Here is a 19,477-nt window from a genome sequence, read left to right on the forward strand (position 1 = left end):
ACGGATCGCCGAGGATCAGTTGGCCGGCTGTATCTGCCAGGTGCGGCGGCCACTGACGCTGCCGGTGTTGGTGCGGATACCGTCCTGGGTATTGGAATTGTCCGAGTTGCCCCAGGTGTAGCCGCCGGAGACAGTGATATCGCCGCCACCGGTGACGAAGCCGGAGAGGCTGTCGAAATTGCCGTCGTTGTCCAGGTCGAAGACGTTGTAGGGCGTGAGCGCGCCGCGCTCCGGGTCGACCGCGTAGATGGTGCCGGAGATGCCGGCGGTGCAGGTGCCGGTCTGCGGGGTGATGCTGTTGATGATCAGGCTGGAGCCGTAGAGCGTCATGTCATAGACCATGCGCTCGCCGCTCTGCAGGAAGTCGAAGTACCAGCCCCACTTGTTGACGTTGGCGTCGGCGGTGTTGCCCGAGCTGTCGTACCAGGCGACGTCGTTGTTGCTCAGGGTGTAGGTCGAGACGCCGTTGAACACGCCGGAACTCAGCGTCTGTACTTGCAGGCTGCTGCGCGTGCGGCTGCCGGTGAGCGAGGCGGTGGTGGCCTCGCCCGCGGTCTTGCGGTCCCAGATGCCGTAGACGCTCTGCTGGGTGGTCGTGGTCTTGTCCACCGTCAGCAGGTAGCGCCCGGTGCCGAAGACCACGATGTAGCCGGTGCCGCTGGGGTGGTCGAGCAGGTAGGGCTCGGCGCTGATCGGCTGGCGCACGCCGGCGGCATTGCGCGCCACGTACAGCGGGCTGCCGCCGAAGGACACGGCATAGCGCGATTCCGCCGCCGCGGTGTTGAGCGGGTCGGCCAGGCTGGTGTCGATCAGGTCGAAGCGCCAGAGGTTGCCCAGCAGGTCGCCGCCATAGGCGTAGTCGGCGATGCCATCGCTGTTGGCATCGGCCACGAACAGACGCGACAGGCCGTTGGCCAGGCCGTCCACCGCCGCGGTTTCGGCGGCGGTGAGACTGGGCGTGGCGGTGATCTTGCGCAGCAGCGCGCCGGACTGGATATCGATGATCAGCAGTGAGGCGGTGCTGGCGCCGGTGTCGTAGCCGTTGGGCACCAGGGCTGCCCATTTGCCGTTGTGCAGGCGGGCAATGGTCGGGGTCGCGGCGGTATAGCCCAGGCTGGCGTCGTTGTCGCTGGTGAATTCCCAGAGCAAGCGTGGCGCGGTGGGGTCGGTGATGTCCAGGGCGAACACCTCGCGCCCGCCGGCACCCAGGCTGCCGACCAGCACCTTGTGCCAGGCCGAGCCGTAGTAGACGTCGGAGATCACCGGCGGGCCATCGACGAAGTAACGGTGCTCGGTGCCCTGCTGCTGGCCGTAGTCCGGCGCGGTGAGTGCGTTGAGATTGGCGAACACCGCGCTGGGCACGAAGGCGAACTGCTCGGCGCCACTGGTGGCGTTGAAGGCGTGGAGCATCCCGTCGTTGGCGCCGACGTACACCATCGGCGGGTTGGCGGCCTGGGCGGTGCTGTAGGCGGCGTAGGTGCTGCTGCCTTCCAGGGCGTCGGCACGGGAAGAGAGGAAGTCGGAACCACTGACCAGGATCGGCGAGGAGTTGATGATGTCGCCGATCAGCGAGGCGCGGGTACGGAAGGTGCTGTTCTCGCCACGCAGGAAGCCCACACGGGTCTGCCCCAGGTTGTCCACGGTGCCGGTGACGGTGCGGTTGAGCTGGGTCTGCTGGGCGGTGGTCAGGTTGCTCCAGTTGAAGGCGGTCAGGCTGCCGTTCTTGGCGAACAGGATGTTGCGCGAAGCAGGCGAGCCGAGCTGCGCGGATGCACGCCAGACGATGGAGCTGGTGGCGGTGTTGGAGCCGCTGGCGCGCACCTTCTGCCGCTTGATCAGGTCACCCGTCCAGTCGCTGGAGGTGAAACTGGTGCCGTAGACGTAGCTGCCGCTGTCCAGCGACTGCGAGTCCACTGCAACGGCGGTGACCGAGGTGTTGAGCTGGAGAATCTCGTCGAAGGCGGACTTCAGCTGCGCCGCCAGCTGGCCCGGGTTGCTGACCAGGAAGTAGTTGTCCGGCACGCCGTCGCCGTCACGGTCCCAGCTGGTGAGGTCGCTCTTGCCGTACTTGGCGGCGTACCACAGCGGGTCCTGCAGGGTGGTGACGGCACGGGTGGCGGTGGGCGTGAAGTTGCGCGTGTGGTAGGACGGACGGCTGCCACTGAGCGCCCCGCTGCTGCCGCTCAGGCCGGGCAGCAGTGCACAGGTGATCGCGGAACAGTCGCCGGGGGAACGGCCGTCGGGGGTGTCAAGCCTGAAGCGGGTGCTGCCGCTGCCGCCGCCGGTGACTTCCAGGTAGACGCCGTCCTTGGTGGTGCCGGCCATGGTGTAGCCCATGTGGGATTCGTCGCCGGCCACCGAGTACTCGGTCTGGCTGGTCACGTCGACGCTGCCGTCGCTGCGGGCGCTCACCGTGTACAGCACGATGGCGTCCATATCGTAGTCGCGGCCCTGGGCGGCATCGTCGTAGACCACGCGGAAGGTGATCGAGGTGAGGTTGCCGGCGCTGTCGTTGGTCAGGGTGTCGATATAGAAGCCGGTGATCTGGCTGACCACGCCCTGGCTGACGTTCATGCTGAACGGCACCAGGCGCAGGGAGCCCTTGCTGGTCTTGATGCTGATATTGGGCAGGGTCGAGGACAGGGCGATGGAGAAGCTCTGCACCGAGTTCGAGCCGGCGGTGGTGAGCGCATTCTGGCTGCCGAAGTAGGACACCGCCGAGGAGCTGTAGCTGCCCTGGCGCGTCGGCTCCTCGGCCAGGCCGCGAATGGTGGCGAAGCTGCTGGCGGTCTTGGCGGTGGGCGCCGAATCGCTGTTGCTGCCGGACTGGCCGACGTTCACCGAGGCGCTGCCGCCGACCTCGTTGCTCCACAGGGTGGCGCCGATGCTGGCGAAGTCGAAGCCGATGTCGGTGGTGGGACGGGCATCGGTGCCCAGGGTGCTGCCGGGCACATCGGAGTCGTAGCTGGGGTTGATGTCGCTCATCAGCGTCATGAACGGCAGGGTGCATGAGGGATAGGTGCTGTAGGGATTGCTCCAGCTGCTCAGGCTGGTCAGGCCCAGCGCGGTGTCCGCGCTGCCGGCGGCGTAGTTGCTGTTGGGGGTCTTGCCGGCGTAGTAGCGCAGGGTCTCGTAGGCCATCTCGCCGAGCGGGTTGCCCCAGTCCACGCACTTGCCGTTGGTCAGCGGATTGAGGTTGTAGCCGCTGGAATCGGTGCAGCCGGTGGAGAACACCAGACGATCGAGGTTGGCGACTATGCCGCTGTTGTTGACGTAGCAGCGGCCGTTGAAGCAGCCGGTGCCGGTAACGGCATCGGTCAGGAAGCGGCCATTGGCGCTGCTGTACTCGTTGCTGAAGGACGCCGCCGCCTTGCGTACCACCCCGCCACGCAGGTTGTTGGTGTAGCTGCCGGTGACCAGGCCGAAGTACATCTTGTCCGCCGAGCCGTAGTCGTGCAGCACGCCGGTGGGCTTGTAGATACTGCCGTACTGGGTGCAGTTGCTTTCCAGCAGGCCGGCGACGCAGGTGCGCACACGCACGTTGTAGTCGTAGGCCGGGATGATGGTGGTGTCGACGTTGGTGGTGCTGGTGACGGTGTTGGTACCCTGGGCCGACTCGCGGGAGACCCAGCCCCAGATGCGATAGGTGCCCAGCAACGCCTGCTGCAGGCTGGTGATGATCCGCAGGCGGGGGGCGGCGCTGCTGTTGTAGGCCCCCAGGGTGCCGCTGCCGATGGAGGTGTTGGCGAACAGCACGTACTTGCCGTTGGTGGGCACCGGGATCGGCGTGTAGTCGGACAGGCTGTAGCCGTCGCGGGCGACGCTCAGGTACTCCTTGCCCCAGCTGTGCGCATCGTTGGGGATGAAGGCGCGCTCCAGGATCGTGCTCAGGGTGGTGTCGGTGGAGCGGTAGCCGCCGTAGAGCACCTTGCGCAGCACATCCAGGCGCGACATGGTCAGGTAGTTCAGGTAGTCGCCGCTCCAGCGGCCGACGGCGCTGGTGCACTTCTTCGTGGCGGTGGTGCTGGAGGGCGTGAACACGCCGCTGAGCACGTCGTAGATGTAGCACTTGTAGGAATCGAAATAGCCGGTGTAGTCGATGCTCGGCTTGTAGTAGGTGTCCAGCTGGCCGTCGCCGTCGATGTCCGAGGCATCGTTGTAGGCGGGGAAATACAGCTTCTGGTCGCGCCCCACCACCAGCATGTTCATCGGCGGCGCGGTGTTGCTGACGAACAGCGGCGTCTGCGCCAGCGACGCGCTCCAGGCCTGGCCGGCAGCCAGGCAGGACAACAGCAGTAACAGCGTCAGGCGCAATGTCTTCATGGCGTCGGCATCCCTGTTCGACGGGGTGGATTCACTGGATGACCAGGCCGAAGGTCGAGCGCAGGCACAGGGCGTCCGGGCCGCAGGCCTTCACACCCACCGCGCCGTTGTAGGCCTCCGAGTTCACTTCGTAGTAGTAGGTGCAGCCGGCCTGGCCCTTGGACAGGTAGGCATTGCCGCTGCCGCCGGAACCACCGCGGCAGTTGTTGGAGATGTAGCGCAGGTACCAGCGGGCATTGCGCAGCAGGGTGGTGCTGCCATCCAGGCCGGTATAGACGGTGGAGCCGGTGAAATTGGTCGCGTAGGTAGTGGCCAGGCCGGTGAAGCAGGGGATCGACGATGCCGTGCAATTGTCCAGCGCCCGCGTGCTCTTGCGGATACGCCCTTCCCCTTCGCGCAGCGCCGACTCCGCCGCGCTCATCAGCCGCTGCTGTTCGAGCCGGTTGCCGGTCATCCGGCCTTCCAGCTGCATGCCGCGCATGCCGCTGATCGCCGCGAGCGTGATGAGCACCAGCATGACCAGGGCGATGAACAGCACGGCGCCGCGCTGGCGCAGAGGCGAAGGACGATTCATGGCATGAGGTTCCTCAACATACTGCTGCCGCTGACGATGCGCCGCACCGGGCCGTCGCCGTCGGTGCAGGCCTTGCTGCCGTAGAGGTCCTGCCAGCGCTGGCAGGTGGTGGCGGCAAGACCGCCGGAGACATTCGCGCTGCTGGCCAGCAGCAGCGAGTAGCGCAGGCTGCGCACCGTCTGCCCGCTGGCCGGCGTGTCGACGTACTGCGCCACCTTGCGGTTGTATTCGTCGCTGCTGGCATCCACGCCATAGTCAAAGCGCACGGCCACCACGTTATCCAGCAGCGTGGTGCCGTTGCACAGCAGCTTGGCGCCACTGAGGGTGAGCTTCTCCACCACGTTGTTGCTCGGGATGTAGCTGCTGTAGGGCTTGCTCAGGCCGGGCCGGGCGCTCAGCGAGGCGCCGGTGCAGTCGACGTCCACGCTGTCGCGGGGCTGGTAGCGCAGGCACAGCGTGCTGGCATCCACCCGCACCAGCGCCTGGCCGCTGGCGAAGACGCAGCCGCTGCTATTGAGCGCCGGGAACGACGCCGCCATCCGCGAAGACGGCAAGCGCCGGTAACCGGCCTTGGCCAGTCGCGCCTCGAGTATCTGCTGGGCATAGCGGGCATTGTCCTGGTTCTGCGCCTGGCTGTTGAAATAGCGCGCGTTGTTCTGCCCGTCGAGGAACATCTGCGTCACCCCCAGGATCAGGAACAGGCTCAGGGTCATGGCGATCATCAACTCGATGAGCGTCATGCCAGTCTGCCTGGAGCGCACGGCTGCGGACGACTGGGCGCGCATCTCAGGGCGCCTCGCGCAGCACATAGCGGCAGATCGTCGTATCGCCGCTGGCACTAGGGTTCAGGCACTCGCCGGACTTGACCCGCCAGGCCAGCTGGATCTCGATGGCCGAGCCGGAGCCGCTGCAGTTGGTCGAGCCGTTGGTGCGGCAGACATGGAATTCGCTGGCCAGGCTGCTCGCATCGGGCAACGCCTGCTGCGCCCGCTGGGCCCAGCAGCCCAGGCGCTGGGCGGCAGTCAGCGCGGCCAGCGACGCACAACTGGAGGGCGCGGCGGGGAAGCTTGCGCCGTCGGCCTTGTAGTAACCCCAGGTGGCCGGCGGCTGCAGTTGCGTGGCACTGCTGTCCTGGGTCGAGTAGAGGTCGGCGCGCATGGTTTCCAGCAGTTCATCGGCCAGCTCTGCGGCAGTGCTGCGCATCGTCGTGTCGCTGGCGTAGCTGATGGTGCGCGCCTGCATGGAGAACATGCCAAGCACGCCGATGCAGGTCACCACCAGGGCCACCAGCACCTCGATCAGGCTGAATCCCGCCGGGCGCCGGCTCACTGCCCCGCCCCGCCGCTCAGGCTGATGAAGCCGGAGGGTTCGACGGTCACGCTGAAAGCCTTCGAGGTGCCGCTGCTGGTAACGCCGACGCTGGCGTTGGCGGCGGTGCCGTCGGGCTTGAAGGTCAGGCTGCTGACGCTGCTGTTGACGCTCAGGCTGGACGGCAGGTCCAGCTGGCGGCTGACGATGTCGCTGGATTGGCTGCCACAGCTGGTGGCACGGACCAGGGTCCATTGCAGGTTGGCGGCAGTGGGACAGAGCGTCAGCGTGGTGCGGGTGGAGACGGCATCGGTGCGCGCCGCCTGGAGCAGCTGGAACAACGTGGTGGCGCCGTTCTGCACGCGGCTCGACTCGATCATCGAGCGAAAGCTGGGCAGCGCCACCCCGGCGAAGATCGCCAGCAGGGCGACGACCACCATCAGCTCCACCAGGGTAAAAGCTCCCTGGTGCCGTGGGTCCCTCGCCCGCCCTGGGCGTGGCATTGAGCAGTCACTTGCACGAAGACACATGGACGTTTCCAACAATGCTCTGGTGGCCCCCGAGGGGTGCCAGGACAACGTATGGTTAATGGTCCGACAGCCGTTTCTTCTGGTAGTTGAATCTGTTTGCCGTCAGTGGAGGCGAATTTGCTACCACTGGTACTCAGTTATAGACCGCTCGTCCTGGCGATGCCAAAAATCCCCGGCGCAGACGATGACTGGCAGCGTGGCGGACGAAAGCCGGGGCGTTGCACCCCGGCTGCGCCAACGCACTCAGGTGGCGTCAGCGTGGCTCACCAGCCCCTTGATCACCACCGCTGCGGTAGCGATGGCGGCAGGCAGCATCAGCGCGGTCAGCACCTGCTCGAAGTTCCAGCCCAGGCCCAGCAGGGTCGCGCCGATCCAGGCACCGAGAATGGCGCCGAAGCGGCCGATGCCGAGCATCCACGACACCCCGGTGGCGCGCCCCTGGGTCGGGTAGAAGCGTGCCGCCAGCGACGGCATGGCCGACTGCGCGCCGTTCACGCACATGCCGGCGGCCAGCACCAGGGTCGCCAGCAGCGTGACGGTACCCAGGCTCTGCCCGACGAAGTAGGCGAACACCCCGGCCAGGCAGTAGAAGATGCCGATGACCTTGTGCGGGTTGAAGCGATCCATGGCCCAGCCCACCGCCACCGAACTGAGCACCCCGCCGAGCTGGAACAGCGCGCCGATGAAGGCCGCCTGCTCCATGCTCGCGCCGGCATCGCGCATCAGCGTCGGCAGCCAGCTGGTGAGCAGGTAGACGATCACCAGGCCCATGAAATAGGTCAGCCAGAGCAGCAGGGTCCCCGCGCTGTAGGTGCCGGAGAAGATCACCTTGAACACGTTGCGGCTCTGCACCGTCTTCTGTTCGGGCACGCTGAAGTCGCGGGCGGCCACCACCTCATCCGGCGCGATGGGCGCCAGCACGCGCTTAACCTTGTCCGCGCCGCGGCTGCGCACCACCAGGAAGCGCGCCGACTCCGGCAGCCACACCAGCAGCACTACCGCCAGCACCAGCGGCAGCACACCGCCGAGCAGCAGCAGGCTGTGCCAGCCGTAGGCCGGAATCAGCTTGGCGGAAACGAAGCCACCCGAGGCCATGCCCAGGTTGAAGCCGCAGAACATGCTGGTCACCAGCAGCGACTTGAGGCGCTCGGGGGTGTACTCCGAGAGCAGCGTGGTGGCATTGGGCATCGCCGCGCCCAGGCCGATGCCGGTCAGCAGACGCAGCGCCATCAGCTGTTCGAGGTTGGCGCTGTAGGCCGACAGCAGGCTGAACAGGCCAAACAGGAACACCGCCACCACCAGCACGCCCTTGCGCCCGAAGCGGTCGGCCAGCGGGCCGGAGCCCAGGGCGCCGAACACCATGCCGATCAGCGCGGCGCTCATCACCGGGCCGAGGCTGGCGCGGTCGATGCCCCAGTCCTGGGTCAGCGCCGGGGCGATGAAGCCCATGGCGGCGGTATCCAGGCCATCGAGGAAGACGATGAGGAAGCACAGCAGCACGATGCGGCACTGGTACAGCGACAGCGGCTGGGCATTGATGAAGGACTGGACGTCGAGGGTGCCGGCAGCGGGCACGTGGGCGGAACTGGTCATGCGAAGACTTCCTGCGAAGGCGTCGTCGCGGGAAGGCCGGGCTTATCGCCTCGCTCTCCCGCAAGCTGGACAGGAATGAGGCGCGAGCCGGTGGACGCACGGACCGGCGAATTGGGCAGGCACACAGGGGCCATGGCTGACGCTCATTGTTGTTATTGCCCGTCCGGCTGGACGAGTGGAGCCACAGTACGAAGAGACGCCCGGTCGTTCAATTCGATAATCGCGCCTGTGGGCGGTTAGCGAACAGCATTCAGCCCCACCCGCTCCGGTTAGAATGCGCCGCACACAAAAAGGAAAAATCAGAGGAAGAGATGAACGACAACGAAAGGAAATCCATCAGCAAATGGCTGTCGCTGATCCTGCGCCACAGCCCGGAAACCGCCGGCCTGAGCCTGGACGCCAATGGCTGGGTGGCGGTCGATGAGCTGCTCGCGCAGTCCGCCCGCAAGGGGCGCCACTTCGACCGCGCAATGCTCGATGAAGTAGTCGCCACCAACGACAAGCAACGCTTTGCCTTCAGCGACGACGGCCTGCGCATCCGCGCCAGCCAGGGGCATTCGGTCGACATCGACCTGCAACTGGAGCCCTGCGAACCGCCCGAGGTGCTCTACCACGGCACGGTGCCCGCGGCGATCGCAGCAATCCAGGCGGATGGCCTGAAACCCATGAGTCGCCAGCATGTGCACCTCAGCGCCGACCGCGAAACCGCCGACCGGGTCGGCTCGCGACGCGGCAAGCCGACCATCCTGGTGGTGCGCAGCGGCCAGATGTGGCGCGACGGCCACCGCTTCTACCGCTCGGCCAACGGCGTCTGGCTGGCCGAGGCAGTCCCTTCGAACTACCTCGAACAACGCTGAACGCGGTCAGTGGAACAGCCGCGTGCCCAGCTCGCGGCTGGCTTCCAGCAACACCGGCAGGAAGCGCGTTTCCAGCTCCTGGCGCGACACACGGCCGGCGTGGGTGCCGACGTTCAGCGCGGCCAGCACCTGGCCGGCGGAATCCTTCAGCGGCACGGCAATGGAACGCAGGCCGACTTCCAGTTCCTGGTCGATGATCACCCAGCCCTGCTGACGGATCTCGGCGATGCTCGCGCGGAGCATTTCCGGGGTGTGCACGGTGCGGCTGGTCTTCACCTGCAGGTCGGCGTGGGCCAGGTAATCCTCCAGCGCATCGTCGTTCAATCCGGCCAGCAGGATGCGGCCCATGGACGTGCAGTACGCCGGCAGACGGCTGCCGACGCTCAGGTCCACCGAGATCAAGCGCTGCGGCGTAGCCGAGCGGGCGATGTAGAGAATCTCGTCGCCTTCCAGCGTGGCCATGGAGCAGGCCTCGTGCAGTTGCTCGCTGAGGCGGTCGAGGATCGGCTGCGCGGTGACTGCCAGCGGCGTCGAGGACAGGTAGGCGTGACCGAGGGTCAGCACCTTGGGCAGCAGCGAATAGGTGCGGCCATCGGAGGTGACGTAGCCCAGCTTCATCAGCGTGTGCAGACAGCGGCGCACCGCGGCTCGGGGAATCTCCGTGCGGTGGCTGATCTGCGCGATTGTCAGGTGGCGCTTGCGCTCCTGGAACGCATGGATCACCGCCAAGCCGCGGGCCAGCGAGGTCATGAAGTTCGGATCGCCGGTGAAGGCCTCGATGCGCTTGGCGGGCGAAGCGATGATCGGCGGCGCGAGGGGCGGCAGGCTGGCACGGGGAGCGTCGGTCATTGTTGTTGTCCTGGCAGGCAAATGCCGGGCGATTATCGACACGCACGGGCGATAATCGCAACACGGATGATCGATTATCGAACAGAGCTTATTGAACTGTCCGCAGCCAGAGGCAAGTGCGCAGGTCAGGCGTAGGGCGCATAACGCGCCAGCGTTATCCGCCATCGGGGCCGGCGGATAACCTGTTCCAGGTTATGCGCCTACGACACCACAGGAGCACGCCCTCTCCCTAACCCTCTCCCTGAAGGGAGAGGGGACTGGATCGGCATCGGCTGAAACCATGGCGTCAGCCGGCACGGGCGGCTCCCTCTCCCTTCAGGGAGAGGGCTGGGGAGAGGGGATACCCAGGCACCAGGTTGGCAAGCGAGCTAGCTTTTACCGGATATCCCTATGCAGGTGGTTGCCTACAGCGGCTCCAGCTTCAACTGCCGCAACCGACTCAACGTCCGCGAGAAATCCAGCGCCGCCCCACCCGCTGCCAGCTCCTCCAGCGACACCGTGGCAAACAGCTGCAGTTTCAGCTGCCGGTCATAGGCGATGTCGATGAAGTTGAGGAAACGCATGCTCACGTCCGGCGGATAGTCCGCCAGCGGGCCGAGGCCGCTCACTGCCATGCGCGGGTAGTGCTCGATCAGCCACAGATAGTCGCTGGCCGAGCGCGGGCGCTCGAACATCTCGCTGAAGTCCATCCACGCGCAGTGATCATCGTGGGCATGCACCTTCAGCGGATGGTGATTGACGCTGAGCACCTCGTCGAACTTCGCATCCGGCGCCAGACCTAGTCGGGCACCGATCAGCTCAAGGTCGTCGGCACGGGCGGGCCAGAGGAAGCTGCCCCACTCCTCCAGCGACGAGCTGTGCTCGCGGTAGTCCTGGCCGGCATCCACCGAGATCACCTCGAAGCGCTTTTCGATCAGCTCGATGGCCGGGCGGAAACGCTCGCGGTACAACGGGTTCGGACAGAGGTTTTCCGGCTCGTAGTTGGACGTACAGACCAGGCCTACGCCTTCGTCCACCAATACCTTCAGCATTCGCCCCAGGAGCATGGCGTCGCCGATGTCGTGCACGTGGAATTCGTCGAAGCACAGCAGCCGGGTTTCCTCGGCGATGGCACGGGCCACGCGCACCAGCGGGTCGGACTGCCCGGTGATCGCCAGCATGCGCCCCTGCAGTTCCTGCAGGAAGGCGTGGAAGTGCACGCGGCGCTTGGCCTGGGTCGGTGCGGCAGCGAAGAACTGGTCCATGACGAAGCTCTTGCCGCGCCCTACCCCACCCCACAGGTAGACACCGGCCACCGGCTTGCGCAGGAAGCCGTGGCGGCCGGCGAGGAAGTCGTCGAGCCAGTTGGCGAGGTGGTCCACCGCCGCCGTCTGGGCCTCGTCCGCCCGGTAGCCGCGCTCATCGAGCGCGGCGGCGAAGTGCCGCCGGACGCGGTCAGCGACCGGCTCGGCGGATGTCTCATGTAGTCGTGTGTCAGAAGTCAAAGAACACCGTTTCCGCATTTCCCTGGACGCGGATATCAAACCGGTAAGCGAGCTTCCCGTCCACCTCGCAACGCTTTGCAATGAGGGTTTGCCGACGTTCGGGCTGCTCGATGAGGTTCAGCACCGGGTCCACGGCGTTCGCCTCGGCCTCATCGTCGAAGTACAGGCGGGTGTGCAGGTGGATGTTGATGCCGCGGGCAAACAGCGACAAGTTGATGTGCGGCGCCATGGGCACACCGGCAGCGTTTTTCACCACGCCGGGCTTGATGGTCTGCACCTGCCACTCGCCGGCATCGAAGGTCGTTGCCGTGCGCCCGAAGCCGTTGAAAGGTTTCTCCAGATCGTAGGCCGTGTCGTACACGCCCTCATGATTCGCCTGCCACAGCTCCAGGAAGGAATCGCGGATCAGATGGCCGTTACCGTCGTAGACGTGGCCGATCAGCAGGATGTGTTCACCGGGCGCGCCGGGCTTGGCCATTTCGCTCCAGATTTCCTGGTCACGGGCCGGGTTGCCGGCGGCGGAAAGCGCCAGGCCGATGTGCACGTAGGGGCCGGCAGTTTGCGAGGGGGTTTCCGGCAGCAGTTCGATAGGCATGGTCGGTCCTCCTCAGCGGTTCTCGAAGTGGGTCTTGCGCTGGCCGCGCAGCACGATGTCGAAGCGGTAGGCCAGGCAGTCCATGGGGTTGGCGTTGCTCATGTCGAGCTTGGCGATCAGGCTTTCCACCGCGCCCGGGTTGGCGATGGACTTGACGATGGGGCACATCGGGATCAGCGGGTCGCCCTCGAAGTACAGCTGGGTAATCAGCCGCGTGGAGATCGACGGGCCGCTGATGGAGAAGTGGATGTGCGCCGGGCGCCAGTCGTTGGGGCCGTTGCGCCACGGATACGGGCCGGGCTTGATGGTGCGGAAGACGTAGCGCCCTTCGCTGTCGGTCAGCGCGCGGCCGACGCCGCCGAAGTTCGGGTCCAGCGGCGCCAGGTAACGGTCGTTCTTGTGGCGATAGCGGCCGCCGGCGTTGGCCTGCCACATCTCCACCAGGGTGTGCGGCACGGGCTTGCCGTACTGGTCCATGACCCGGCCGGAGACGAGGATGCGCTCACCGATGGGCAGGCCACCGTTATTGAAATTGAGCAGCAGATCATTGTCGTGCTCGCCCATCTTCAGGTGCGAGAAGTCCGGGCCGCTGGTTTCGGAGACCGATTGCGGAATGCTCACCAACGCCTGGCGCGGGGAGCGGGCGATGGAGGTCTTGTAGTCGGGGGTGAGGGCTTTGGGGTGCCAGTTTCGGTCACGAATGACGAAGCGGCTGTTCTGAGTGTCGGGCATATGGGCATCGGACATGTCGGTCTCCTCTTGTTGGATTTATTGGAGCCTGCTGTTGCATCAGGCGGTGCGGCGGAGTGTCGCCCGCCCTCCCCGCACCGAAAACTGAAAAGATGCCCGCCATCCATAACCAATTGGTTATGGATAAGCCCCATCTCGGTAGGCTTCGCCGACCTCACGCAACACCTCCAGGCACCAGTGCGCGCCCAGCGAAAGCGGCAGCGTCGAGTTGCTGCAAACCCCCACCGAACCGCCCGGCTCCTGTACGTCCAGCGGCAACTCGACCATCTCGCCGGAGCGCAGGTCCAGGCGCACCGAATCCAGTGGGGCGATCCACAGCGCGTCGCTGGTCAATACATAACGGCGGCTGAGTACCGTGGACAGGGTTTCCAGGCGGCGGCGTGGCTGGCCGAGGCCGCTCTGCACCAGCAGGCTGTCGGCGGACTTGCGGATGGTGGTGCCGGCCAGCGGCAACACCAGCGGCCAGTCGTCCAGCGCCGAGGGCGGCAGCGGGCGACCCAGCAGCGGGTGGCCGGCGCGGGCCACCAAGGTCATGGATTCGCTGTACAGGTGCTCAAAGGCCAGGCCCTGGATCTGCGGGCTTTCGGTCATGCGGCCGACCACCAGGTCCAGCTCACCGACGCGCAGCTGCGAAAGCAGGTGCGCGTTCGGCCCGGTCACCACGCTGACTACCAGCGCCGGATGGCGCTCGTGCAGGCGCCGCACCGTCTCCGGCATCAACAGGCTTTCCACGGTGGAGAGCACACCCAGGCGCACCGTGCTGGAGGCGTACTCGCCGCCGCGCAGGCTGTTCACCCCGTCGCGCAGCGCCTGCACGCAGGGGCCGGCGTAACGCAGGAAAGCCACGCCAGCCTCGGTCAGGCTGGCGCCGCTCTTGCCGCGCTCGAACAGGCTGGCTTCGAGCAGGTCTTCCAGTTCCTTGAGCGTCTTCGAGATGGCCGGCTGGCTCACCGCCAGGGCGTCCGCCGCGCGGGCCAGGCTGCCCTGGCGGGCCACTTCGAGGAAGCACACCAGGTGGCGGAACTTGATACGCGAATCGATATTCATGGCGGCTCATCGGGGCTCGCGGAACGCGCGGGGCGAAACCCCGGCGTAGCGCTTGAAGAATCGGGAAAAGTAGGCGGGTTCGGAGAAACCCAGCGCATCCGACACCTGCTGGATGGTCATGGCGGTGTACACCAGGTTGCGCTTGGCCTCCAGCAGCAGGCGCTGGTGGATCATCTGCAACGCCGACTGCCCGGCCAGACGCCGGCACAGCGCATTGAGGTGCGCGGCGCTGATGCCCAGGGCCGTCGCATAGTGTTCGATGGGCCGGTGTTCGCGGAAGTCCTGCTCCAACAGGCGGGAGAACCCATGCACATGCTCGATGCCGCGGTCCTGCTGGCTCGCCTGGGCACGCGCCTGCTCCAGCGCCCGCCGGCTGAGCCACACCAGCAGCACGTTGAGCAGCGACTGCAACATCAGGTCGCGCCCCGGCGCCTGCTGGGCGTACTCGCGCTCGATCGACTCGAACAGAGCATCCAGCTCGCGCTTGCCAGCGCCCACAGCGAAGCACGCCGGTTGCTCCAATACCGAGCTCTGCAGCAGGCCACCAAGCTGTTCGGCCAGCGGCAGGCCCATGCTCAGCACCCAGCCCTGCACGTCCTCGGCGAAGCGGAAGCCGTGCACCGCCAGTGCCGGTGTGACCTGCAGCGACGCCTCGCGGATCGGCGTCACCCGCCCTTCCACTTCCAGCTCCGCCTCGCCGGATTGCACATACAGCAGTTGCACCAGATCGCCGTGCCGATGCGGGCGGATTTCCCAATCGTGCAGGCGGCTGCGCGAGGCGATGGATTCGCAATGGATCAGGTCCGGCGTCGGCCATGCCGTGGTTTCGCCGTACAGGCGGAACACCGGGACCGGTGTGTCAGCACGTTGTTCGATCACCGCCCACATCCATGAAAAGTCCAAGAAGACTGTTGGAAATTACCTTCAAAGGCCGATGCCATCCACAAAAAATGCAGGAGACAAAAACAACAGCGCTCTCCAAGGAGCCACTCCATGAAGACTCAGATTGCCATTATCGGCGCCGGCCCCGCCGGCCTCCTGCTGGGCCAGTTGTTGCACAAGGCTGGCATCGACAGCGTGATCCTCGAACGCCAGACAGCCGACTATGTGCTCGGCCGCATCCGCGCCGGCGTGCTCGAACGGGGCACCGCCGACCTGCTGCGCGAAGCCGGCGCCAGCGCACGGATGGATGCCGAAGGCCTGCTCCACGACGGCTTCGAACTGGTGCTCAACGGCCGCCGCGAGCGCATCGACCTCAAGGCCCTCACCGGCGGCAAGCAGGTGATGGTCTACGGCCAGACCGAAGTGACCCGCGATCTGATGCAGGCCCGCGCGGCCAGCGGCGCGCTGAGCGTGTACGAAGCCGCCGACGTGGAGCTGCATGACGTCACCAGCGAAAAACCCTACGTCACCTTCACCCACCAGGGCGAACACGTGCGCCTGGACTGCGACTACATCGCCGGCTGCGACGGCTTCCACGGTGTGGCCCGGCGCAGCATCCCCGCCGAACGCCTGAGCGTGTTCGAACGTGTCTACCCGTTCGGCTGGCTCGGCCTGCTCAGCGACACTCCGCCGGTCAACCACGAACTCATCTACGCCAGCAGCGAGCGCGGCTTCAGTCTGTGCAGCCAGCGCAGCGAGAGCCGCAGCCGTTATTACCTGCAGGTGGGGCTGGAGGAGAAGGTGGAGGACTGGTCCGACGAACGCTTCTGGGAAGAGCTCAAACGCCGTATCCCCGAAGACGCCGCGCGCCAGCTGGTCACCGGCCCGGCGCTGGAAAAGAGCATCGCCCCGCTGCGCAGCTTCGTGGTGGAGCCGCTGCAGTACGGCCGACTGTTCCTCGTCGGCGACGCCGGGCACATCGTCCCGCCTACCGGCGCCAAGGGCCTGAACCTCGCCGCCAGCGATGTGAACACGCTGTACCGCATCCTGCTGAAGGTCTACGGCGAAGGCCGCCGTGAGCTGCTGGAGCAGTATTCCCCCGTCGCCCTGCGACGCATCTGGAAGGCCGAGCGCTTCTCCTGGTGGATGACCTCGATGCTGCATCGCTTCCCGGACAACGACGCCTTCACCCGGCGCATGCTGGAGACCGAGCTGGACTACTTCCTCGATTCCCAGGCCGGCCGCACGACCATTGCGGAGAACTATGTGGGCTTGCCGTTCGAGGAAGTGGCCTGACTCGCGGCATGCCTGGCGACGTATGACGTCGAACGCGCTACGTCTCGATGCTCCCTGTAGAAGCGGACCTTGTCCGCGATCCGGCCGCCAGGCCGGCGCTCTCCTCGTGACTTGCGTCCCGGCTACGCCGGGATTTCGCGGAGAAGCTCCGCTCCTACAAATACCTCACACGCCGAAGCCCAGCCCCGTAGGGCGCATAGCTCGCCAGCGTTATCCGACGCTCACGAGCCGGCGGATAACCTGCTTCTGGTTAACTCTGCGCTCGGGTCGGCCCTCACCCTAATCCTGGCTGCGCGCCCCGCTCAGAGGGAGAGGGAACCGTTTGGTGCAGGATGAAACCCTGGTGTCAGCCGGCACGATCAGCTCCCTCTCCCTCCGGGAGAGGGTTGGGGTGAGGGGATGCACTCGCACCGATACTCCACCAGGAGACAGATCCGTAGGGCGCATAACGCGCCAGCGTTATCCGTCGTTCAAGAGCCATTCAGTGGCACGGACCAAACCGTTCGCTAGTGGGCTGGCTCCTGCAAGAAGCCCTGCGAACTATCCTTAGTCCTCCAGCCACGCCGCTCGCCGCGACACCGCCGGAGGCCATCATCGACCCGGACGAAGCGAACTTCCTCAGCTACCTGCTCGCCGAAAGTGGCGACGGCGACGCGCGCGCCTTCGCCACGCTGTACCGCTGCACCGCCCCGCGCCTCTACCCGCTGGCGCTGAAACTGAAGCCTGAGCAGAAAGCAGCCGACACTCTGTTGATCGACACCTTCCTCCACGTCTGGACCGACGCCGACCGTTACCACCCCACACGCAGCGCGGCTCTGGACTGGATGGTCGCCCTGCTCTACCGGCTCGCGGGCGCACCCTCCCCGCCACCCAGCGACGAGCCGTGGCCGGAGCTGCCGCCGCCAGACGATCTCTGGAGCGCGATCCACGCGCGCCTTCCCGATGACGAGGGCGACAGCCCGGCCCTGCGCTGGCCGCTGATCATCGCCAGCGTGGTCGGTGTGCTGATCGGCGCGGCGATCTGCCTGAGCCTGCTGTTGGAGCTGCGACCGACGTCCTAGGCATTCGCCTGAAGGACGATGGGTATCGCTGCGCTCCACGCCATCCTACGACGCACTACGTGCCCGCCCCGGAGCTTTCCGTAGGATGTGGTGGATCAGAGCGAGACCCATGCTGCCGCCTCCACTCCCCCACGAAACCCAAAACATCCCACCCCAGCCCCGTAACCCATCATAAAAACCCTGAATTCCGTGCGACATCACCTTGCCAATCGGCAAGGCAGTTGGCATAAACGTCCGAATCTTTTTCGTACAAATAACAAGGAAGTTTCGATGCGCACTCTCGGACGCGTCCTAATTGCAGTCCTGCTGCTGCTTTTGCTCGTCGGCGGCGTGATCGCCTGGTACACCGCGCATCCCAACCTCCCCGAGTACACCAAACCGGAGAAGATGATCCATCTCGACCAATGGTCCAAGGCGGATCGCGAGCTGTACTACTACACGCCCCAGGGCACCCAGGTAAAAGGCCTGCGCTACGACTGGTTCACCCACCTGGAACAGCCCTTCTCCAAGGACAGGTTCGCCACCCCGGAAAACCTCGCGCGTTTCGGCTTCCTCATCGAGCCCGAGCAGATCGGCCGCGACGCCGATGACACCCTCGCCGCCACCGCGACCAACCCCGGCAACCTGCCGGTGGGCTTTGCCCGCCACCAGGACGGCGAGACCGGCGCCTGGTACCTGGACATCACCTGCTCCGCCTGCCACACCGGCGAGCTGCGCTACAAGGGCACCGCCGTGCGCATCGACGGCGGCGCGGCCATGCACTCCATCGCTTCCACCGTGCCGACCCTGCGCGGCGGCGCCTTCGGCCAGGCGCTGGGCGCCAGCCTCGCCTCTACCTACTACGTGCCGTGGAAGTTCGACCGCTTCGCCAAGGGCGTGCTGGGCGACCGCTATCCCAAGGGCAAGGCCGCGCTCAAGCGCGACGTGCGCAACGTGATCGGCACCCTGGTCGGCACCGCCTGGAACGACACCCACCGCGGCCTCTACCCGACCCTGGAAGGCCCCGGCCGCGCCGATGCCTTCGGGCGCATCGCCAACGGCGTGTTCGGCGATGGCATCGACGCCTCCAACTACCGCGTCGCCAACGCCCCCGTGAACTACCCGCAGCTGTGGGACATCTGGAAATTCGACTGGGTGCAGTGGAACGGCTCGGCCATGCAACCCATGGCGCGCAACATCGGCGAAGCCCTCGGCGTCGGCGCCACCCTGCGCATGTTCGAGAGCGACGGCAAACCGGTGATGGGCGATGAGCGCTACGCCTCCAGCGTGCGCCTGCGCGACCTCTACACCCTGGAAGAAGCCCTCAAGCAGCTCAAGCCGCCGGCCTGGCCGAAGGAAGTCTTCGGCGAGATCGACCTGAAGAAGGCTTCCCAGGGCCGCGCCCTGTTCCAGGCCAACTGCGTCTACTGCCACGGCCCCCACGTGAAGGAGCCCGGCGCCAAGGACTACATCGCCCCGGCTCGCGTGCCCGAATGGCGCATGAAAATGGTCCCCACCAGCGAGATCGGCACCGACCCCACCACTGCCGACAACATTGCCGACCACACCTTCGACGTGCGCTCGCTGAAGTGGAACCTCGAAGAACTGAAGCACATGAACGTGCGCCTCTACCCCGAGAGCGACAAGCCGCTGGACCTGTCGAAGATCTCCGCCGCCAAGGGCCTGGCCTACGTCACCGCGTTCGTCGAGCAGCGCGGCTACCGCGACGCCCACATCAGCCCCGAGCAGCAGAAGGCAATGAACGGCTACGGCCTCGACATCGGCGTGCGCGAGCTGCGCGCCTACAAGGCCCGTCCGCTGGACGGCATCTGGGCCACTCCGCCGTTCCTGCACAACGGCTCGGTGCCCAACCTGCTCCAGATGCTCTCGCCGGTGGCCGAGCGCGACAGCCAGTTCTGGGTCGGCAGCTTCGAGTACGACCCCAAATTCGCCGGCTACCGTAGCGAGCGCTTCCCCGGCGGCTTCCTCTACAAGACCAGCGTCACCGGCAACAGCAACCGCGGCCACGAATTCCGCGACGGCTGCCGCCAGGACGGCGTGATCGGCCGCGCCCTGTCGCCGGAAGAACGCTGGGCGCTGGTGGAATACCTCAAGGTGCTGGGCAATCCCGAATACGAAAATCAGCTCGACCCGAACGTCCCAACCCAACCGTGGACGCCGGGGCCGAAGTGCGAGTGATGCTCTGGGGCAGGCCGGCTTTTCGCTTTTCGTAGGAGCGAGCTTGCTCGCGAACAGATTCCCCGGCAGCTCCAGCGCTGGGCGGGTTCGCGAGCAAGCTCGCTCCTACAGGTGCCCCACGCTCCGCAGCACCGCCTGAACACCGATCCG

The 19,477-nt window shown here is 66.1% G+C and carries 16 protein-coding genes; 4 read left to right on the plus strand and 12 right to left on the minus strand.

Translation table 11 applies throughout. The features are described 5' to 3' along the window. Positions 1–15 precede the first annotated feature (15 nt). From HNP46_RS22555 to HNP46_RS22580, 6 genes are all read right to left on the minus strand, one after another. A complete protein-coding gene (locus tag HNP46_RS22555; RefSeq protein WP_184593398.1) occupies positions 16–4,323 on the minus strand; it encodes a pilus assembly protein in 4,308 nt (1,435 codons plus the stop codon). Positions 4,324–4,354: 31 nt separating this feature from the next. Then, positions 4,355–4,897: a pilus assembly PilX family protein gene (locus HNP46_RS22560; RefSeq protein WP_184593400.1), complete on the minus strand. Its 543-nt coding sequence runs from the start codon at positions 4,895–4,897 to the stop codon at positions 4,355–4,357. Then, positions 4,894–5,706: a prepilin-type N-terminal cleavage/methylation domain-containing protein gene (locus HNP46_RS22565; protein WP_311771831.1), complete on the minus strand. Its 813-nt coding sequence runs from the start codon at positions 5,704–5,706 to the stop codon at positions 4,894–4,896. Before HNP46_RS22565 ends, HNP46_RS22560 begins: the two co-directional genes overlap by 4 nt. Next, positions 5,684–6,226, minus strand: a complete 543-nt coding sequence (gene pilV, locus HNP46_RS22570) for a type IV pilus modification protein PilV (RefSeq protein WP_184593403.1) — start codon at positions 6,224–6,226, stop codon at positions 5,684–5,686. Before pilV ends, HNP46_RS22565 begins: the two co-directional genes overlap by 23 nt. Further along, positions 6,223–6,735: a GspH/FimT family pseudopilin gene (locus tag HNP46_RS22575; RefSeq protein ID WP_311771832.1), complete on the minus strand. Its 513-nt coding sequence runs from the start codon at positions 6,733–6,735 to the stop codon at positions 6,223–6,225. The genes pilV and HNP46_RS22575 overlap by 4 nt, the downstream gene beginning before the upstream one ends. 243 nt (positions 6,736–6,978) lie before the next feature. After that, positions 6,979–8,328, minus strand: coding sequence for an MFS transporter (locus tag HNP46_RS22580; RefSeq protein ID WP_184593408.1), 1,350 nt, complete (start codon positions 8,326–8,328; stop codon positions 6,979–6,981). A 311-nt stretch (positions 8,329–8,639) separates the two neighbouring features. On the opposite strand from HNP46_RS22580, the gene HNP46_RS22585 reads away from it, so the two are divergent. Beyond that, complete coding sequence (locus HNP46_RS22585) at positions 8,640–9,185, plus strand: RNA 2'-phosphotransferase (RefSeq protein WP_184593410.1); 546 nt, start codon at positions 8,640–8,642, stop codon at positions 9,183–9,185. Positions 9,186–9,191: 6 nt separating this feature from the next. Here the strand turns inward: HNP46_RS22585 and HNP46_RS22590 are convergent, their stop codons facing one another. From HNP46_RS22590 to HNP46_RS22615, 6 genes are all read right to left on the minus strand, one after another. Then, complete coding sequence (locus tag HNP46_RS22590; protein WP_017519476.1) at positions 9,192–10,034, minus strand: IclR family transcriptional regulator; 843 nt, start codon at positions 10,032–10,034, stop codon at positions 9,192–9,194. A 404-nt stretch (positions 10,035–10,438) separates the two neighbouring features. After that, complete coding sequence (gene zapE / locus HNP46_RS22595) at positions 10,439–11,518, minus strand: cell division protein ZapE (RefSeq protein WP_184593418.1); 1,080 nt, start codon at positions 11,516–11,518, stop codon at positions 10,439–10,441. Further along, complete coding sequence (gene pcaG / locus HNP46_RS22600) at positions 11,508–12,113, minus strand: protocatechuate 3,4-dioxygenase subunit alpha (RefSeq protein ID WP_184593420.1); 606 nt, start codon at positions 12,111–12,113, stop codon at positions 11,508–11,510. Before pcaG ends, zapE begins: the two co-directional genes overlap by 11 nt. 12 nt (positions 12,114–12,125) lie before the next feature. Then, positions 12,126–12,845, minus strand: coding sequence for a protocatechuate 3,4-dioxygenase subunit beta (gene pcaH / locus HNP46_RS22605; protein ID WP_184593467.1), 720 nt, complete (start codon positions 12,843–12,845; stop codon positions 12,126–12,128). A 135-nt stretch (positions 12,846–12,980) separates the two neighbouring features. Beyond that, positions 12,981–13,910 (minus strand): pca operon transcription factor PcaQ, encoded by a 930-nt coding sequence (gene pcaQ, locus HNP46_RS22610; protein ID WP_184593422.1) that lies wholly within the window; start codon positions 13,908–13,910, stop codon positions 12,981–12,983. A gap of 6 nt (positions 13,911–13,916) precedes the next feature. Continuing rightward, positions 13,917–14,786 carry a helix-turn-helix domain-containing protein gene (locus HNP46_RS22615; protein ID WP_184593469.1) on the minus strand — a complete coding sequence of 290 codons (870 nt, stop codon included), beginning with the start codon at positions 14,784–14,786 and terminating at the stop codon, positions 13,917–13,919. Between the two features lie 117 nt (positions 14,787–14,903). Here HNP46_RS22615 and pobA point away from each other — a divergent pair, with 117 nt between their 5' ends. The 3 genes from pobA (at position 14,904) to HNP46_RS22630 (ending at position 19,327) form a co-directional block, all read left to right on the plus strand. Further along, positions 14,904–16,088, plus strand: a complete 1,185-nt coding sequence (gene pobA, locus HNP46_RS22620) for a 4-hydroxybenzoate 3-monooxygenase (protein ID WP_184593424.1) — start codon at positions 14,904–14,906, stop codon at positions 16,086–16,088. Between the two features lie 509 nt (positions 16,089–16,597). Next, positions 16,598–17,149 (plus strand): hypothetical protein, encoded by a 552-nt coding sequence (locus HNP46_RS22625; protein WP_184593426.1) that lies wholly within the window; start codon positions 16,598–16,600, stop codon positions 17,147–17,149. A 270-nt stretch (positions 17,150–17,419) separates the two neighbouring features. Further along, positions 17,420–19,327, plus strand: coding sequence for a di-heme-cytochrome C peroxidase (locus tag HNP46_RS22630; RefSeq protein WP_184593428.1), 1,908 nt, complete (start codon positions 17,420–17,422; stop codon positions 19,325–19,327). Positions 19,328–19,477 lie beyond the last annotated feature (150 nt).

The sequence above is a fragment of the Pseudomonas nitroreducens genome, assembly GCF_014204515.1.
Lineage (GTDB): Bacteria > Pseudomonadota > Gammaproteobacteria > Pseudomonadales > Pseudomonadaceae > Pseudomonas > Pseudomonas nitritireducens_A.